The sequence below is a fragment of the Syntrophotalea acetylenivorans genome (assembly GCF_001887775.1).
Taxonomy (GTDB): Bacteria; Desulfobacterota; Desulfuromonadia; order Desulfuromonadales; family Syntrophotaleaceae; genus Syntrophotalea_A; species Syntrophotalea_A acetylenivorans.
Map to the genome: position 1 here is coordinate 399,462 of NZ_CP015519.1, position 17,604 is coordinate 417,065.

At 52.1% G+C, this 17,604-nt stretch carries 21 protein-coding genes; 20 read left to right on the forward strand and 1 reads right to left on the reverse strand.

Translation table 11 applies throughout. The features are described 5' to 3' along the window. Positions 1–9: 9 nt before the first annotated feature. Positions 10–978 (forward strand): D-2-hydroxyacid dehydrogenase, encoded by a 969-nt coding sequence (locus tag A7E78_RS01815; RefSeq protein WP_072282663.1) that lies wholly within the window; start codon positions 10–12, stop codon positions 976–978. 406 nt (positions 979–1,384) lie between these two features. On the opposite strand, the gene mazG is transcribed toward A7E78_RS01815, so the two are convergent. Further along, positions 1,385–2,185 carry a nucleoside triphosphate pyrophosphohydrolase gene (gene mazG / locus A7E78_RS01820; protein ID WP_072282664.1) on the reverse strand — a complete coding sequence of 267 codons (801 nt, stop codon included), beginning with the start codon at positions 2,183–2,185 and terminating at the stop codon, positions 1,385–1,387. 225 nt (positions 2,186–2,410) lie between these two features. On the opposite strand from mazG, the gene A7E78_RS01825 reads away from it, so the two are divergent. From A7E78_RS01825 to A7E78_RS01915, 19 genes are all read left to right on the forward strand, one after another. Further along, positions 2,411–2,968, forward strand: coding sequence for a YceD family protein (locus tag A7E78_RS01825; protein WP_072282665.1), 558 nt, complete (start codon positions 2,411–2,413; stop codon positions 2,966–2,968). Positions 2,969–3,045: 77 nt separating this feature from the next. After that, on the forward strand, positions 3,046–3,225 hold the full coding sequence (gene rpmF, locus A7E78_RS01830) for a 50S ribosomal protein L32 (protein WP_072282666.1): 180 nt from the start codon (positions 3,046–3,048) through the stop codon (positions 3,223–3,225). 27 nt (positions 3,226–3,252) lie between these two features. Continuing rightward, positions 3,253–4,272, forward strand: coding sequence for a phosphate acyltransferase PlsX (gene plsX / locus A7E78_RS01835; RefSeq protein WP_072284998.1), 1,020 nt, complete (start codon positions 3,253–3,255; stop codon positions 4,270–4,272). Positions 4,273–4,322: 50 nt separating this feature from the next. Continuing rightward, complete coding sequence (locus A7E78_RS01840) at positions 4,323–5,303, forward strand: beta-ketoacyl-ACP synthase III (protein WP_072282667.1); 981 nt, start codon at positions 4,323–4,325, stop codon at positions 5,301–5,303. Positions 5,304–5,337: 34 nt separating this feature from the next. Next, positions 5,338–6,258: an ACP S-malonyltransferase gene (gene fabD, locus A7E78_RS01845; RefSeq protein ID WP_072282668.1), complete on the forward strand. Its 921-nt coding sequence runs from the start codon at positions 5,338–5,340 to the stop codon at positions 6,256–6,258. Positions 6,259–6,277: 19 nt separating this feature from the next. Beyond that, positions 6,278–7,015 (forward strand): 3-oxoacyl-[acyl-carrier-protein] reductase, encoded by a 738-nt coding sequence (gene fabG, locus A7E78_RS01850; RefSeq protein WP_072282669.1) that lies wholly within the window; start codon positions 6,278–6,280, stop codon positions 7,013–7,015. A 55-nt stretch (positions 7,016–7,070) separates the two neighbouring features. After that, positions 7,071–7,304, forward strand: coding sequence for an acyl carrier protein (acpP, locus tag A7E78_RS01855; protein WP_072282670.1), 234 nt, complete (start codon positions 7,071–7,073; stop codon positions 7,302–7,304). Between the two features lie 162 nt (positions 7,305–7,466). Then, the gene (gene fabF, locus A7E78_RS01860) at positions 7,467–8,699 is read left to right on the forward strand and encodes a beta-ketoacyl-ACP synthase II (RefSeq protein WP_072282671.1); all 1,233 of its coding nucleotides are present in this window, start codon (positions 7,467–7,469) and stop codon (positions 8,697–8,699) included. Between the two features lie 10 nt (positions 8,700–8,709). Beyond that, positions 8,710–9,165, forward strand: coding sequence for a ribose 5-phosphate isomerase B (gene rpiB, locus A7E78_RS01865; protein WP_072282672.1), 456 nt, complete (start codon positions 8,710–8,712; stop codon positions 9,163–9,165). Positions 9,166–9,273: 108 nt separating this feature from the next. Beyond that, positions 9,274–10,515 (forward strand): serine hydroxymethyltransferase, encoded by a 1,242-nt coding sequence (gene glyA / locus A7E78_RS01870; protein WP_145924926.1) that lies wholly within the window; start codon positions 9,274–9,276, stop codon positions 10,513–10,515. Then, complete coding sequence (locus tag A7E78_RS01875; protein ID WP_072282674.1) at positions 10,515–10,988, forward strand: deoxycytidylate deaminase; 474 nt, start codon at positions 10,515–10,517, stop codon at positions 10,986–10,988. The genes glyA and A7E78_RS01875 overlap by 1 nt, the downstream gene beginning before the upstream one ends. Next, positions 10,985–11,458, forward strand: coding sequence for a transcriptional regulator NrdR (nrdR, locus tag A7E78_RS01880; protein ID WP_072282675.1), 474 nt, complete (start codon positions 10,985–10,987; stop codon positions 11,456–11,458). Before A7E78_RS01875 ends, nrdR begins: the two co-directional genes overlap by 4 nt. Before the next feature lie 204 nt (positions 11,459–11,662). After that, the gene (gene ribD, locus A7E78_RS01885) at positions 11,663–12,772 is read left to right on the forward strand and encodes a bifunctional diaminohydroxyphosphoribosylaminopyrimidine deaminase/5-amino-6-(5-phosphoribosylamino)uracil reductase RibD (RefSeq protein ID WP_072282676.1); all 1,110 of its coding nucleotides are present in this window, start codon (positions 11,663–11,665) and stop codon (positions 12,770–12,772) included. Continuing rightward, positions 12,757–13,407, forward strand: coding sequence for a riboflavin synthase (locus A7E78_RS01890; protein WP_072282677.1), 651 nt, complete (start codon positions 12,757–12,759; stop codon positions 13,405–13,407). The genes ribD and A7E78_RS01890 overlap by 16 nt, the downstream gene beginning before the upstream one ends. 32 nt (positions 13,408–13,439) lie before the next feature. Beyond that, positions 13,440–14,645, forward strand: a complete 1,206-nt coding sequence (locus A7E78_RS01895) for a bifunctional 3,4-dihydroxy-2-butanone-4-phosphate synthase/GTP cyclohydrolase II (protein WP_072282678.1) — start codon at positions 13,440–13,442, stop codon at positions 14,643–14,645. A 142-nt stretch (positions 14,646–14,787) separates the two neighbouring features. Next, positions 14,788–15,252 (forward strand): 6,7-dimethyl-8-ribityllumazine synthase, encoded by a 465-nt coding sequence (ribH, locus tag A7E78_RS01900; protein ID WP_072282679.1) that lies wholly within the window; start codon positions 14,788–14,790, stop codon positions 15,250–15,252. A gap of 5 nt (positions 15,253–15,257) precedes the next feature. Then, positions 15,258–15,728, forward strand: coding sequence for a transcription antitermination factor NusB (nusB, locus tag A7E78_RS01905; RefSeq protein ID WP_072282680.1), 471 nt, complete (start codon positions 15,258–15,260; stop codon positions 15,726–15,728). A gap of 35 nt (positions 15,729–15,763) precedes the next feature. After that, entirely contained in the window at positions 15,764–16,180 is a 417-nt protein-coding gene (locus tag A7E78_RS01910) for a M17 family peptidase N-terminal domain-containing protein (protein ID WP_158516054.1), read from the forward strand. 63 nt (positions 16,181–16,243) lie between these two features. Further along, entirely contained in the window at positions 16,244–17,554 is a 1,311-nt protein-coding gene (locus A7E78_RS01915; RefSeq protein ID WP_072282682.1) for a homoserine dehydrogenase, read from the forward strand. Positions 17,555–17,604: the final 50 nt, after the last annotated feature.

The window sequence follows — 17,604 nt, forward strand, 5'->3', positions numbered from 1 at the left end:
GAGGAAGTTTTGAAAATAGTGGTGTTGGATGGACACACGCTTAACCCAGGAGACCTCAGCTGGTCCGATTTGGCCGCTTTGGGCGAATTGAAGGTCTATGATCGTACCGGACTCGAAGTACTGCAGGATCGTGCTCTAGGCGCGGAGATACTGCTGACCAATAAGGTGCCTATTGATGGCTCTTTGATCGAAAAACTACCGAAGCTTCGATATGTCGGAGTTTTGGCTACCGGGTATGATATCGTCGACGTTTCCGCGGCGACTCGCCACAATATCGTTGTGACCAATGTGCCGGGGTACAGTACTTCTTCCGTCGTGCAGATGGTTTTTGCTTTATTGTTGGAGATGACACAGCAGGTCGGTCACTACAGTCGGCTGGTCCGGGAAGAGGGGCGCTGGTGTGAAAGTCCCGACTTCTGTTTTTGGGATCGCCCGTTACGGGAGCTGACGGGGTTGCGCTTGGGATTGGTGGGGTTTGGCCAGATCGGTCGCCAGGTGGCTCGCGTGGCTTCAGCCTTCGGCATGCAGGTGCAGGTACATACCGCCCATCCAGAGAAGTACCGGAGTTGGCAAGAGACCGAAGGAATAGTGTTTCTGGGCCTGGAAGAACTTTTTGCACAAAGCGACGTAGTTAGCTTGCATTGTCCTTTGTCAGAGGACACAGCCGGCCTCGTCAATGCCTCTCTACTTCACATGATGAAGAGAAGGGCGTTGCTTATCAATACGGCTCGGGGCCCCTTGCTCGACGAACAAGCTGTTGCCTCTGCGCTGAACAGTGGCCGGCTGGCAGGTCTGGGTATCGATGTCTTGTCCAGTGAGCCACCCTCAGTCGATAATCCTTTACTCACCGCCGCCAATGTCCATGTCACTCCCCATGTCGCATGGGCTACTGAAGAGGCCCGTAGGAGACTGCTGGACATTGCAGTTGCCAACATCAAGAGTTTTTTGACCGGTGAGGTAAGCAATAGGGTCAACTAACCGTGATATGGGATGAATTTCAAACTTAATCTTGTTGTTATTAAAAGGTTCGTTCTATGGCACAGGGATATAAAAATAATGGTTTTAGACAACCTTATGTTGTTCGGCGGACGATTCGCAATTGTGGGTAAAACTTAGTGCCAATTTCCTTTTCTATAATAATTTCAATTATTTAAAAAAATAGAAAACAGTTATTCGTTATGTTTTCCTGGTTATAGCTTATTTTCTGACGCCCAAATGTGTAACTGATTGTATTTCAATGCAAAACTTTATATGCTTAAAAAATAGGCAGGTTGTTGGGGGTGCCGATGGGGGCTGTGGCCTCTCGGTTGTGTACAGCCTTATGCACAGGTCTTCCACAGAATTTGTTGAAAAGTATCCAAGGGCCCCGATTGAACAGGGTTTTTTAGGTTTTGGTTAGGGCCTTGGCTTCTCGCCAAAGAGTTTCCATCTCAGCCAAAGAGGCTTTTCGGAGAGAGCGACCGCTTTTCTCCAGAGAGCTTTCGACGTGGCCAAAACGAAAGATAAAGCGACCGACTGTTTTCCGTAATGCCTCCTCGGCATCGATGTTTAAATAGCGGCCGAGATTAGCTGTCGCAAAAAGGAGGTCTCCCAGCTCGTTTTCGATGGACTGCTGATGGTCTTCCCTCAAGGCCTCTTCCAGTTCTGCCATTTCCTCCCTGACTTTGGCAAAGGCGCCATCGATTTCAGGCCAATCAAAACCGGCACGGCTTGCTCGTTCAGTCAGTTTCTTTGCGTGCATCAGGGCCGGTAAGCTTTTCGGTATGGAGCCTAGGGTTGTTTCGGCTTTGCCCAGTGTCTCTTTTTCTTGCTTTTTGATTGTTTCCCACTGGGCCGATACATCTGCAGGTGTCTTGCATTCAATATTACCGAAGACATGTGGATGCCGCCGCTCCAGTTTGTCGGCTATGCCGGTTATGACATCTACCATGCTGAAGTCAGAGCGTTCTTCATGAATCCGGGCTTGAAAGACTATTTGCAGTAAAAGGTCGCCAAGCTCCTCACAAATTTCAGCGGGTTGACCATTATCGATCGCTTCCAGGGTTTCATAGCATTCTTCCAGTAAAAAGGGTTTTAGTGTTTCTGGAGTTTGTTCGGTGTCCCACGGACAACCGTCAGGACCTCGCAGTCTTGCCATTATGGACAACAATCGTTGAAGGGCTTTTGCAGCTTCTGTCTGTTGCATGGGTTTTCTCCTGAGTTATTCAATGGATGCGGCAATTTTCTCGTGAAGGGGTCCATATCTTTATTTGTATTACATTTTCGCAAATATTCGGTTGCAATGATAGGGGGAGAGGGGATAGGGAAACGCTTCATTTATGGGCTTTTGCAGGGAATGGTTTTTGCCTTGACAAAAAAGGGGCAGGCTTTATACTACCCGCTTATTCAGCGGTGCTTGGGGAGGTCAGGCGTGCTTATATCTGTAGATGAGGTAAAAGAGGCGGGACTGTTACTTGAGTTGGAGGAACCGCTGACAGCCTTTCCTGTACTGGGCGAGATTGCACAAAGCGGTTCCTGCCAATTTGTCGGTCCGGTTACGGTAGAGGTTAAGGTTTTTCTTGCTCATGAAATGGTCGAGGTGGAAGGGCAGGCATCGGTGCGTGCGAATTTCACCTGTGGTCGGTGCCTGCAAGAATTCGATCTTGATATCAGCAGCGATTTTGTCCTGACCTACTGTCGTGAATTGCCCCATGTTGAAATCGTTGATGATGGCGACGACGAGGGTGCTGAACTTAGTGCTGAAGATATGGGTTTGATTCTTTTCGACGGAGATGAGATCGATCTGTCGGAGAGTATACAGGAACAGTTGGTTATGGCTTTACCGAATAGCCCTGTTTGTGATGAGAAGTGTAAAGGGCTTTGCTCTCAGTGTGGAATGGATCTTAACACCGGGACTTGTGATTGCCCTCCACAGGATATTAATTTAAAAATGGCCGCCTTGAAAGATTTCAAGGTTAAAAAACGATAAACTTCACCGCTCAGGGCGGTGCGTAATGACGAATCAAATCGGTGGCAGGAGTCGCCGATACATAAGGAGTGCTTAACATGGCTGTACCAAAGAAAAAAACATCCAAATCCAAACGTGACATGCGTCGGGCTCACGATAGCCTTTCTGCTCCCGGTATCTCTATTTGCCCCCAGTGTAAAGAGCCCAAACAGCCTCATCGGGTTTGTGGTAGCTGTGGTACCTACAAAGGTAAAGATGTTACCGAGACAGAAGCATAATAAGAGGTCGACCGCTTGAAGGAAAAAATAGTAGTTGCCGTTGATGCCATGGGCGGAGACAATGCACCCGCCGTAGAGGTTCAGGGTGCTGTTGCGGCTGCCCGGCGTTGGGGCGTGTCCATTATTTTAGTTGGTGATAGAGAGCGGGTCGAAGCCTGTCTGGCCCAGGAGACGACCTCCGGTCTTGATATCCGAATCCAGCATGCCAGCGAAGTTATCGGCATGAAGGATTCAGCTTCCGATGCTGTCCGCAAAAAAAAGGATTCCTCGGTACGGGTCGCTTTTGATCTTGTGCGAGACGGGGAGGCTCATGCTGTGGTCAGCGCAGGAAATTCCGGTGCGACTTTGGCTGTAGGCATGTTTCGGCTGAAACGTATTCGTGGTATAGACCGGCCGGCCATCGCTACGATCATGCCCAACATGGTCGATCAGACAGTTGTTCTCGATGTTGGTGGTACGGTCGATTGTAAACCTGCCCATTTAGAACAATTTGCATTGATGGGTGAGATCTATGCCAAGTCCGTACTGGGGAAGACCCAGCCGCGCATAGGTATTCTCTCCAACGGTGAAGAAGACAGCAAGGGCAACGATCTGACCCGTCAGGCGCATCAGTTACTGAAGGGGTCTGACCTCAACTACCTCGGCTTCGTCGAGGGGCGTGACCTATTCAATGGTAAAGTCGATGTAGTTGTCTGCGATGGTTTTGTCGGTAATATCGTTCTCAAGGTCTCAGAAGGCCTGGCCGAAGCGATCAGTTCAATTTTGCGACGAGAAATCGGCAGCCGCTTTTTGGCCAAGATCGGTTATTTACTGTGCAAACCGGCCTTTGCCGCTTTCAAGAAACGTATCGACTATGCCGAATACGGCGGTGCGCCGTTGCTTGGCATTCAGGGAACGGGTATGATCTGCCATGGCGGATCGGCTTCCCGTGCGATTATGAATGCCATTGGTCTTGCCCGTGAATCGGTGGCCCAACGCGTTAATGATCGACTGATTGAGCATTTGCATATGGGGGCCGATGATACGCCTGCTGACGAAAAGGGATAGTGTTCCTTTTAGCTGGTATTGGCTACGTTGTTGGTGGGGGACGTATCTAGATGCTATATAGTCGTATAGTTGGCACCGGAGCATATTTGCCTGAGAGGGTTCTCACCAATGGTGACCTTGAGCAAATGCTCGATACCAGCGACGAATGGATCGTAACTCGCACCGGTATTCGCCAGCGTCATATCGCCGGTGAGGAAGAATATACCTCCGACCTGGCCAGCAAAGCGGCTTTGCAGGCCCTTGATATGGCTGGTTTGACCGCTGGTGATATCGACTTGATCCTGGTGGCCACGGTTACCGGTGATTTCAGTTGGCCCGCTACCGCTTGTCTGGTGCAGAGCCAGATCGGTGCTGACAAGGCGTTTGCCTTCGATTTGTCGGCGGCCTGTAGTGGCTTTGTCTACGGCTTGTCTACCGCCGATAGTTATATCAGATCCGGTAAGGCCAAGCGTGTTCTGGTGATCGGCGCTGAGATTTTCAGCCGCATTGTTGACTGGCAGGACCGCACTACCTGTATCTTGTTCGGCGATGGCGCCGGCGCCGTGGTTTTGGAGGGGCAAGAGGGAGATCGTGGCATTCTCTCCACCCATCTGCATACCGACGGCTCTCAGTGGGGCCTTCTGTATCAGCTTGGTTTCGGTTCGCGTAACCCGGCATGCGGGCAGGACGGAAAAAAATATCTTCCCTATATTCAGATGCAGGGAAACGAGGTATTTAAAGTTGCTGTGCGAGCCTTATGTGATGCGGCAGAAGAGGCTTTGTCTGCCAACAAGGTAAGCGTGGATCAGTTAGCCTACTTTGTTCCACATCAGGCAAACCGTCGTATTCTTGAGGCGACGGCCAAGAGACTTGGGTTGCCTTCGGAAAAACTGGTAATGAATGTCGATCGGGTCGGAAACACCTCGGGCGCATCGATTCCCCTGGCTCTGGACGAACTCAACCGGCAAGGGAGCCTCAAAGAAGGTGACCTGTTATTGTTGGACGCTTTTGGTGGCGGTTTCGCCTGGGGTTCAGCACTGCTGCGTTGGTAACGGTTGAATTTTGTGATCGGTCAAGGAGTAGTTAATGTCTAAAGTTGCTTTTATTTTTCCTGGACAGGGTTCTCAATACCCGGGTATGGGAAAAGATCTTGCTGATAATTTTGCTGTAGCCCGAGAGGTATTTGAAGAGGCGAACGACAGCCTCGGATTCGATATTGCCAAGATATGTTTTGATGGTCCCGAGGCTGACCTTCAGCTGACGGCCAATACACAACCTGCCATACTGACGGTCAGTATCGCTGCTCAGCGGGTAATTGCTGACGAGTGCGGGCTGACGGCGGCTTTTGCTGCCGGACATTCCCTTGGCGAGTACTCCGCATTGGTCTGCGCCGGGGCCTTGGCGTTTAGAGATGCCGTGACCACTGTTCGCCAGCGTGGCCTGTTTATGCAGGATGCAGTGCCTGTCGGAGTCGGGACCATGGCGGCGATTATTGGGCTTGACCGAGCCGACCTGGAGGATGTCTGTCAACAGGCCGCTGCAGGGGAAGTGGTTGCGCCAGCCAATTTCAACAGTCCTGGCCAGGTGGTTATTGCCGGTCATGTGGCAGCTGTTGAACGAGCCATGGGCTTGGCTAAAGAACGAGGCGCCAAGCGGGCTTTGGCTCTTCCCGTCAGTGCACCTTTTCACTGCAGCCTCATGCTGCCCGCTGCCGAGCGTCTTGCCAAGGTCCTCGACACCGTTTCGATAAGTGATCTTACTGTCCCGGTAGTCAGCAATGTCGAAGCTCAGGCCTACAGTGAGTCCCAGCGTGTTAAGGAACTTCTCGTAGCGCAGGTTTCAGCTCCCGTGCGCTGGGAAGAATCCGTACAACACATGGCTTCACTTGGAGTCGAGCAATTTGTTGAAATCGGACCGGGTAAGGTGCTTACCGGGTTAGTTAAGCGTATCGCTCGAGGCCTTGCTTTGCATAATGTACAAGATGCATCAGGACTTCAGGGCCTGTAACTAAAAGGGAGAAAAACGCATGCTTCAAGATAAGGTAGCCATTATTACTGGATCTTCGCGGGGCATAGGTCGCGGCATTGCTTTGCATCTGGCTTCCCTGGGCGCTATTATCGTGGCATCGGCTAGAAATGTAGCCGCCCTTGATTCTCTTGTGGCTGAAATTCAGGAACAAGGCGGAAAAGCCCTTGCAGTGCCGGGTGATGTTGGCATCAGCCAAGATGTAGATGCTCTCTTTGCTGCAGCCAAAGAAACTTTCGGCCAGGTGGATATTCTCGTTAATAATGCCGGGATTACCCGGGACGGCCTGTTGATGCGGATGAAGGACGAAGATTGGGATGCCGTTCTGGATACCAATCTAAAAGGGGCCTTCTATTGCTGTCGTGCGGCTGCTAAAATCATGAGCAAGCAGCGTAGTGGCCGTATCGTGAATATTTCCTCTGTGGTTGGAGAGATGGGTAACGCCGGTCAGGCCAACTACTGTGCCAGCAAGGCCGGACTTGTCGGGCTAACGAAATCCATCGCCAGAGAATTGGCTCGTCGCAATGTGACAGCCAATGCCATCGCTCCTGGATTTATCGTTACCGATATGACCGATACCCTGTCGGATAAGGTTAAGGAAGAGCTTCAGGGGCAAATACCTCTGGCTCGTCTTGGAGAAGCGCAAGATATCGCCCATGCCGTTGCTTTCCTGGCTTCCGAGCAGGCCGGATATATTACCGGTCAAGTGCTCGGCGTCAACGGCGGTATGTATATGTAGTTAGCTAGTCCATTCACAAACGGATGGTCCGAACATCAACAAGGAGGTGAAGCAAATGGCTTCTATTGAGGAAAAAGTCAAGCAAATTGTAGCAGAGCAACTTGGAGTTGAAGAAGATCAGGTGACCGCGGAAGCTGCTTTCATGGACGACCTGGGTGCTGACTCGCTCGATACCGTTGAGCTGGTTATGGCTTTGGAAGAGGAATTCGATATCGAAATTTCCGATGAAGATGCCGAGAAGATCGCTACTGTTGGGGATGCAATTTCCTATATTGCAGATAACTCCTGATTCGATCTACACTGTAGGGACAATGGAGGGAACACCTGTTTCCTCCGTTTTTTAACTGGCAAGAATGAGCCGGCAACGCCTAGCTGCGCGTTGCCGGCTATTAAAGTAACGCCGGCAATGACACTGGTCCACGAAAGGACGGTGTAAAGGAGGCATTTTAATATGCGTAGAGTCGTAGTAACTGGACTCGGGGTGGTTTCCGCTTTGGGTACTGGGGTGGAAAAGAACTGGGATGCGTTGATGACCGGGCGCTCCGGTATTGATCGTATCACTAGGTTTGATGCCTCTGAGTTTCCGACTCAGATTGCCGGCGAAGTCAAAGATTTTGACGCCACGAACTATATGCCTAAGAAAGAGATCAAGAAGATGGATCTCTTTATCCAATACGCTCTGGCCGCAGCCGAAGAAGCCATGGAAGACTCCGGCCTGCAAGTGACCGAAGAAAATGCGGAACGGGTCGGTGTTCTGGTGGGGGCTGGTCTTGGTGGTCTGCCGGCCATTGAGAAATATCACCAGGCCATGCTTGAAGGGGGCTACAAAAAGATTTCCCCTTTCTTTATCCCGATGCTTATTACCAATTTGGCTCCCGGCCAAATTTCGATGAAATACGGTGCCAAGGGGCCTAACGTCTCTTCAGTCTCGGCCTGTGCTACCGGCACCCATTCAATCGGTGATGCTTATCATATTATTGCCCGTGGCGATGCGGATGCCATGATTGCGGGGGGCGCCGAATCGACTATTACCCCCTTAGCTATCGGCGGTTTCAATGTAATGCGTGCCCTGTCTACCCGTAACGACGATCCTCAGACCGCCAGTAGGCCCTTTGAAAAAAATCGCGATGGTTTCGTTATGGCTGAAGGCGCCGGCATTCTGGTGCTTGAAGAATATGAAGCAGCCAAGGCTCGCGGCGCAAAAATTTACGGCGAAGTCTGTGGCTATGGTCTGACCTCCGATGCCCATCATTTAACCGCTCCTGCCCCTGGTGGGGAAGGGGCCGCCCGCTGTATGAAGATGGCTCTCAAAAATGGCGGTATCGCAGCGGAAGACGTCGACTACATTAATGCCCACGGAACTTCGACCCACTTCAACGACCTGTATGAAACGATGGCGATCAAGACCGTTCTTGGTGATCATGCCTACAAGACCATGGTCAGTTCTACCAAAGGTATGACGGGCCACGCTCTCGGGGCTGCCGGTGGTATCGAGGCGGCGTTTGCGCTTCTTACCATTGATCGCGGTGTTGTGCCGCCCACGATCAACTATCAGGAACCCGATCCCGAGTGTGACCTCGATTACGTTCCTAATGAAGCACGTCAGGCTGAGGTTAAGGTGGCGTTATCTAATTCTTTTGGTTTCGGTGGCACTAACGCCAGTTTATTGTTCCGTAAGGTATAAGGATTTTATGATGTTCTTAATTGCCAGCGATCACGGCGGTTTGCCGATGAAAGAGCTTATCTTGAATTATCTGGCTGCACGGGGCATCGAGGTTCGTGATCTTGGAACCGATAACGGCGACTCTGTCGATTATCCGGATTTCGGCGAAAAGGTGGCACGTGCCATTGCCAAGGGTGAAGCGGATAAGGGTATCCTTGTCTGTGGGACTGGCATCGGTATGTCCATCGTGGCCAATAAGTTCCCCGGGGTGAGAGCGGCTCTGGTGTGGGACGATTTTACCGCACAGATGTCTAAAGAGCATAATAATGCTAATATCATCGTGCTGGGGGGGCGTGTTCAAACGCCCGAAGCCGCTTGCCGAATGGTCGGTATCTGGTTGGATACAGCCTTTGAAGGCGGCAGGCATCAGCAGCGCCTCGATAAAATCGCCCAGATAGAACAGGACCTTCGGGCCGGGATACTCTAACGGTTCAACGCTAAATGGGCAGGCTGCGGCCTGCCCATTCCTTGTTTTAAAGAAATTCAATTATCAGAATACATCGAGTTAATATGGAGGTTGAGAAGGATGGCTGAGATGCTCGCTAATTTCGATCCTGAAGTCGCCGGGGCCATACGGCAGGAAACGGAACGCCAGGAATACAATTTGGAATTCATCGCGTCGGAAAATTTCGTCAGCGAACAGGTCATGGAAGCTCAGGGCTCCGTCATGACCAACAAATATGCTGAAGGCTATCCGCGCAAACGCTTCTATGGTGGTTGCGAAAAGGTCGATATGGTCGAAGATCTGGCTATTGCGAGAGCCAAGGAGATTTTTGGCGCAGATCACGCCAATGTCCAGGCCCACTCCGGATCCCAAGCCAATATGGCGGTATATTTTGCCGTCTGCAAGCCGGGCGATACTGTGTTGGGCATGGATCTCTCGCATGGAGGTCATCTTACCCATGGTTCGCCGGTTAACTTTTCCGGGAAACTGTACAACATTGTTTCATACGGCGTTGACAAGGAAACCGGCCGTATCGACTACGATGAAGTCGAGCGTATTGCCCTCGAATGTAAACCGACCCTGATTGTCGCTGGTGCCAGCGCCTATGCCCGGACCATCGATTTTGAAGCCTTCCGGCGCATTGCCGACAAGGTCGGCGCCAAGGTAATGGTCGACATGGCACACATCGCCGGTTTGGTCGCTGCCGGGGTGCATCCGAGCCCGGTGCCTCATGCCGAATTCGTCACTACCACCACCCATAAAACATTGCGTGGTCCCCGCGGTGGTATGGTGTTGTGTCGTGAAGAATACGCCAAGATCATCGATAGCAACATTTTCCCCGGCATCCAGGGCGGCCCATTGATGCACGTTATTGCCGCCAAGGCCGTTGCTTTTAAAGAAGCATTGACTCCAGAATTTAAAGCTTATACCGAGCAGGTCGTTAAAAACGCCAAGGTGCTGGCCTCTGCTCTGGTCAAGCGTGGTTTCAATCTGGTTTCCGGCGGTACCGATAATCATCTTATGCTGATCGATTTCAGCGGCAGTGAGATCACCGGAAAGATGGCTTCTGCAGCCCTGGAAAAAGCCGGTATCACCGCCAATAAGAATACGGTACCCTTTGAGACCCGCTCGCCTTTCGTTACCAGCGGTATTCGTCTCGGCACCCCGGCCACCACGACTCGCGGTCTTAAGGAAGCCGAGATGGAACTGGTCGCGGCATGGATTGAGAGAGCCATCGCGAATATGGATAACGATACGGTTCTGGAAGAGATCCGTGGAGAGGTTAAGGAATTGTGCAAAAAATTCCCCCTCTATGCTCATCGGCTGAAGTAATGACTCGTCCATCCTGGGAAGAGTATTTCATGGAAATTGCCCGCTTGGTGGCCAGACGCTCGACTTGTCTGCGCCGCCAGGTGGGAGCCTTGTTGGTCAAGGATAAAAATATCCTCGCTACAGGATATAACGGTACGCCCTCAGGAATCACTCATTGTGGCGATTCGGTTTGTCTGAGGGAGGCTCAACAGGTGCCGTCCGGTCAACGCCATGAACTTTGCAGGGGGCTTCATGCCGAGCAGAATGCCATTATTCAAGCGGCTAAGCACGGGATCAATATCAGTGGTGCTACCCTCTATTGCACCAACTCGCCCTGTGTCATTTGCAGTAAAATGATCATTAACGCCGGCATCGAAAAGGTACTCTACCTTGAAGGCTATCCTGATGACCTCTCCCGTCAGATGTTGCAGGAAGCCGGGATTGAAGTCCTTCTGATAGGCGATGCTCCAAAGGTTTCGGATACCTCACTATGAAATGTCCGTTCTGCGGCTTTGCCGATAATCGTGTCATTGATTCGCGTCTTGGCAAGGAAGGCAACAGTATTCGTCGCCGCCGGGAATGTCTGCAGTGCGAGCGTCGCTTTACCACTTACGAGCGGGTCGAGGAGATACTGCCTCTGATTGTTAAAAAGGATGGCCGTCGCCAACCTTTCGATCGGCTTAAAGTGATTGCCGGTATGCAGCGAGCCTGCGAAAAGCGTCCTGTATCCTTTGCGACCATTGAAAATATTGTCGATCAGCTTGAACGCCAATTGCAGGAAAGCGGTGATCGCGAGGTTGATTCCAGCCGCATCGGTAAAGCGGTCATGGATGCTCTTCATGAAATAGACGAGGTCGCCTACGTTCGCTTTGCTTCGGTTTATCGCCAGTTCAAAGATATCAATGAATTCATGGATGAACTTAAGGATATCCTTGCAGACGGCGGCGGTCAGAAGCCCGGTTAATCAGTTTCTGTCTGAAAACGGCTCTTTTCCGCCGTGGCGGCGTCAATCTTCGAGCTTGCTTGTGTGGCGTACCGGTGTACGCCTCCGCGCAAGCCCTTGATTCTCTTGCCACGACGAAAAATCTCTCGTTTTCAACTCGGCAACCAGTCCGGTGATCATCCGGAGTCTCCGTATGAGCACCAACAGTTACAGGTCTTTTCAGTCATGGAAGCAACTGCGGATCGATATATGCGTCGGGCTCTTGAGCTAGGAGCCCAAGCTGAGGGACGGACCAGGCCCAATCCGGCTGTCGGCGCCGTGGTTGTTGCCGACAATCAGATCGTCGGCGAGGGGTTCCATCCCGCTGCCGGCCAGCCTCATGCAGAAGTCTTTGCCCTGCAAGCAGCAGCTGAGCGTGCTGTAAATGCCGATCTTTATGTCACCCTTGAACCCTGTTCCCATCAAGGCCGCACCGGCCCCTGCACCGAGGTGATAATTGCTGCCGGCATTCGGCGTGTCTTTGTCGGTACCCAAGATCCCAACCCGCAAGTGGCCGGTTCAGGCATCCGCCGCCTACAGCAAGCCGGAATTCAGGTTGCAGTCGGTCTCCGTGATAAAGAGTGCCGCCGCCTGATCGCCCCTTTTGCCAAGCATGTAACTACCGGGCTTCCATTCGTTATTCTCAAAAGCGCCGTTACTCTCGATGGCCAGACAGCCACCTCGACCGGCGATTCCCAATGGATTTCCAATTCCCGGAGCCGTGAAGAGGTCCATCGTCTTCGGGACCGCGTCGATGCTATCATGGTCGGTGTCGGAACCGTACTGCATGATGACCCTAAACTCACCACCCGTTTGCCGGGGGGACGGGATCCTTTACGCATTGTCGTCGATTCTCAATTACGGACACCTCCCCAGGCGACCCTGCTCCACCTTGATTCATCTGCTGAAACTTTGATTGCACATATTTCCACAGCATCAGTAGAGCGCCGAGACCGTCTCCTGGAGAACCGCGCAACTCTTTTGAAAACCGCAGAATCCGACGGGCGGGTCGATTTGCACGATCTGTTGGCACAATTGGGGCGCCGCGGGGTGCAGAGTGTTTTACTGGAAGGCGGGGCGCAATTAAATGCGGCTTTTCTAAAGGCAGACCTGATCGACCGCATGATGATTTTTGTCGCGCCAAAGGTGATCGGCGGCAATGGTGGCTTCGGTATTTTTGCCGGGGAAGGTTTTGCCCGCCTGGCGGACGCCAAACAATTGCAGGATATTCGTTTTCGTCAATTTGGCGACGACATACTTATTGAGGGAGAGGTAATACGATGTTTACCGGCCTGATCGAAGATCTCGGTACCGTGCGCTCTCTTCAGACCGGAGGCGGCAGTGGGCGAATTACTATTGCGACCTCCCTGTCTATGGATGAGATTGCTCTGGGCGATAGCATTGCCGTTAATGGTGTCTGTTTGACCGTGGTGACCTTTGGAGGCGGACAGTTCAGCGCAGATGTTTCTGCGGAGAGCCTCTCCCGGACTGTACTCGGTGATTTACGTCCCGGTCAGCAAGTAAACCTGGAACGGGCTTTGCGTTTGTCCGACCGACTGGGCGGCCATTTGGTCAGCGGTCATGTCGATGGGCTTGGTGTGGTGACTGAACGTTATCAGGATAGAAACGCGGTGCGTTTTACTATTGAAGTTCCTGCCGCACTACAGCGCTACCTGGTGGAAAAGGGTTCCGTGGCTATCGACGGGATCAGTCTGACGGTTAACAGTGTCAGCGGACAAGGGTTCAGCGTGGCCGTTATTCCCCATTCTCTGGCGAAAACCACTCTGCAAGAGCGTCGGGTTGGCTCAACCGTCAATATCGAAACAGACCTGCTCGGAAAATACGTGGAGCGTCTGCTCCGGCCCGCTTCAGAGCGAGGTGAAGAGGGGGCTCTCAGCCTCGATATGCTTGCCAAAAATGGCTTTCTGTGACATAGTACGCCCCGCGAAAGGGAGGCAACGACATGCCGATTCAAAATATTGAAGCGGCCCTGGAAGATATCCGCCAGGGCAAAATGGTTATATTGGTCGATGATGAGGATCGAGAAAATGAAGGCGATCTGGTCATCGCAGCTGAACTGGTCACACCCGAGGCCGTTAATTTCATGGCTAAGGAAGGGCGAGGTTTAATCTGCTTATCCCTCACCGAAGAGCGGGCCGACGAGTTGGACCTGCCCCTGATGGTACAGGAAAACAGTTCGTCTTTCGGGACAGCTTTTACCGTTTCCATCGAAGCCCGCCGTGGTGTTTCGACGGGCATTTCCGCCAAGGATCGAGCGACCACGATTCAGGTTGCAATTGCCGATGAATCGCAGGCTAAAGACCTGGCCAGACCCGGTCATGTTTTTCCTTTAAGGGCCAAAAAAGGTGGTGTTCTTGTACGCGCCGGGCAGACTGAGGGCTCGGTCGATCTGGCGAGACTGGCGGGACTTAAACCGGCTGGTGTTATCTGCGAGATCATGAACGATGACGGCAGCATGGCTCGCATGCCGCAACTGAAAAAGTTTGCCAAGAAACACGACCTCAAAATCGTTACTGTAGCAGACCTTGTCAGCTATCGTATGCGCAAAGAGCTGTTGGTTCGGCGAGCTGCCGACACCATTATTCCGACCCCCTTTGGTGGTGACTTTCAGGCCATCGCTTACGAAAATGAGGTCGATGATTTACAGCACCTGGCCCTGGTTAAAGGTACCATTGATCCGGAAAAGCCGGTGATGGTTCGGGTTCATTCAGAATGCCTGACCGGAGACGTATTCGGTTCCTTGCGTTGTGATTGCGGTGACCAATTGCACTCGGCCATGTGTCAAATCGCCGATGACGGCTGTGGCGTTATCGTCTACATGCGCCAGGAAGGACGGGGCATCGGTCTGATCAATAAACTTAAAGCCTATGCCTTGCAGGACGATGGTCATGATACGGTAGAGGCCAATGTGGCACTCGGCTTTCAAGATGATCTTCGAGACTACGGTATCGGCGCGCAGATTCTACTGGATCTCGGCGTGCGGAAAATTCGACTCATGACCAATAATCCCAAAAAGATCGTCGGTCTAGAAGGATATGGTCTCAATGTCGTCGAAAGAGTACCGATCGAGATATCACCGACCTGCGAAAACCTTCGCTATCTCAAAACTAAACGGGAAAAAATGGGGCACCTGCTAGAAAACCTCTAGCCGTAGGCGGCGGAAGTTAATATGTTTCGCCCGGTGCATAAAAGTGTGACAACGCAGCCCACTTGAGGCCGAAGATCCTGTGAGAATTCTCGCTGGATCCGGTCCATGATAATAAAAATCGCCATAGAAGAGGGAGAATACCATGGCCAGAATCATCGAAGGCAAGCTCGACGCCAAGGGCCTTAAGGTCGCTATCGTGGTCAGCCGTTTTAACAGCTTTATCTGTGAACGCTTGTTGGAAGGGGCAACGGACGCTCTGCTGCGTCATAATGCCGATGATGGCGATATCGATGTGATCCGGGTCCCCGGTGCTTTCGAAATTCCCTTGGTGGCAAAGAAACTTGCGACCTCAGGTCGCTACGACGGAGTGATCTGCCTTGGTGCCGTTATTCGCGGCGCCACTCCACACTTCGATTATGTTTGTGCCGAAGTGTCCAAAGGGGTTGCTTCCGTCAGCCTCGATACCGATATTCCTATTGCCTTCGGTGTTATTACTACCGATACCATTGAACAGGCCATTGAACGAGCCGGCAGCAAGGCTGGCAACAAGGGTGCTGAAGCCGCCATGGTGGTGATCGAGATGCTTAACCTGTTTAGGGCGCTCTGATTAATATGCAAAACGGTTCCCGTCGTCAAGGCCGCGAATTGGCCATAAAAATACTCTTCAGCCTGTTTGAGGACCAATCTTCCCTCGACCATGTGCTAGAGACTTTTTGGAATAACTTTCGTTTTAACAACGATATCCTCGGTGACCCGATGGATGAGGTGGAGTTGCCTGTTAAGGAGGATATCCGCCTTTTTACCGAGGAACTGGTGCGAGGTGTTGCGACTCATCGTGAGCAGCTTGACCAGGTTATCGATGAGTTTTCCACCAACTGGTCTCTGGAGCGTATGTCGAGAGTCGATCTCGCCATCCTGCGCATGGGGGCCTTTGAATTGTTGTTTCAGCCTCAAACGCCTACGAGTGTAGTCATTAACGAAGCGGTAGAAGTCGGCAAGCGCTACGGCACTCAAGAAACACCGTCTTTTGTCAACGGCCTGCTCGACAAGGTATCCCGAATCTATCGCCCCAAGTCCTCATGAACTCGGTGCGGGTCTTAGCTCAGGCGCCGGATCGCATGCCCGGAGAGGTCGTCGCCGGTTTTTTCTTTGAAGACCAGCGCCCCGTTGAAGGACCTTCCGCTCTACTCGATTGGCGCCTGAACGGTCTGCTGCATAAATTGTTACTGGCCGGTTCGGCTACGGGCCAGCTGGGGGAAAATATTCTGGTCGGCAACAACGGTAAACTTGAGGCATCCTGGATTCTCTTTGTCGGTGGCGGCAGGCTTCAGGATCTGGCTCCCTTTACCTATGGGGGACTGGTCAGCAGCGTTGTCGACGATTGCCGCCGAGCCGGATTTAACCAGATTTCATTGTGTTTAACCGCACCGGCAGATGCTGCCCCCGACTGGGTGGAACAGCTCGCAAGAGAACTGGCTCTTGGATCCGGTGATATGGAAATCCTGCTGACGTTGCAAGAAGGGGTCGGCGCCTGAGTTAGTCTTTTGTTTTAAGATTTACAGGATCTGATAGAAGTTTTTCGATTGCAAGGGGGGGCTATGAAAGAGGTCAAGGTAGGGTTGCTCGGATTTGGTACCATCGGTGCCGGGGTGGTCAGGGTTTTTCAACAGAATTCACAGGTGATGACCGATCGCCTGGGTGCTTCCATAAAGCTGGCACGCATTGCCGATCTCGATATCACCACTGACCGTGGCGTGCAGGTTGAGGAGGGCGTGCTCACTACCGACGCTAACCAGGTATTGACCGCTCCGGATATCGATGTCGTTATTGAATTGATCGGTGGTTATGAGCCTGCCCGTTCTTTTGTGTTAAAAGCGATTGAAAACGGTAAACATGTTGTAACCGCCAACAAAGCCCTGTTGGCTAAGTACGGCGACGAAATCTTAGCTGCCGCGGCCGAAAAGGGTGTGGAAGTCATGTTTGAAGCCTCCGTCGGAGGTGGTATCCCTGTGCTTTCCGCTATCAAGGAGAATCTCTGCGTTAACCGGTTTCGCTCGATATTCGGTATCCTCAACGGTACCTGCAACTATATCCTGACCCGTATGACGGATGAAGGGGCTGATTTTGCCGCAGTACTGAAAGATGCACAGGATGTCGGCTACGCCGAAGCCGATCCCACCTTCGATATCGAAGGGGTCGACACGGCCCATAAACTCGCCATTCTCATCGGCCTCTGTTACGGTACGCGGGTGGATTGTGACGACATTCATTTGGAAGGCATCAGTCAGATCTCAGCGGTTGATATTCAATTCGCCCGCCAATTTGGCTACAAAATCAAATTGCTTGCTATCAGCAAAGAGGTGGACGGAGAAATCGAGGCCCGGGTTCATCCGACCATGATTCCGCAAAATGCTCCTCTGGCCGATGTGGATGGGGTGTTCAACGCCGTCCGCCTGGTTGGTGATTTTGTCGGGCCGGTGATGTTGTATGGTCAGGGAGCGGGTATGGACGCGACTGCCAGCGCCGTTATGGGCGATGTCATGTCGATTGCGAGAAACCAGCTGACCGGTGCCATTGGCAGAACCCCGGCCATGGCCTATTGTCCTACCGCCATCGGTAAGTTGCCCCTTAAAGCGATGTCCGATATTGTGAGTCGCTATTATCTGCGTTTCAGTACTGTGGACAAGCCCGGCGTAGTGGCTCGAATCGCCACTATTCTCGGTAACTATCAGATTTGTATTTCCTCCATGATGCAGCCGGAGGGGCATGCCGTTGATACGGTGCCGATTGTAATTATGACCGACGATGCCAGGGAAGCGGATATTCGATCCGCACTTGATGAAATTGATCGCCTGGATGTCGTTCACGAGCCGAGTCACTTTATTCGGATTGAAAACACTATCGAATAGTTGATCTTAGGAGCCTATTGATGGTCTCCTTGAGCTAAAGCAAAAAAGGC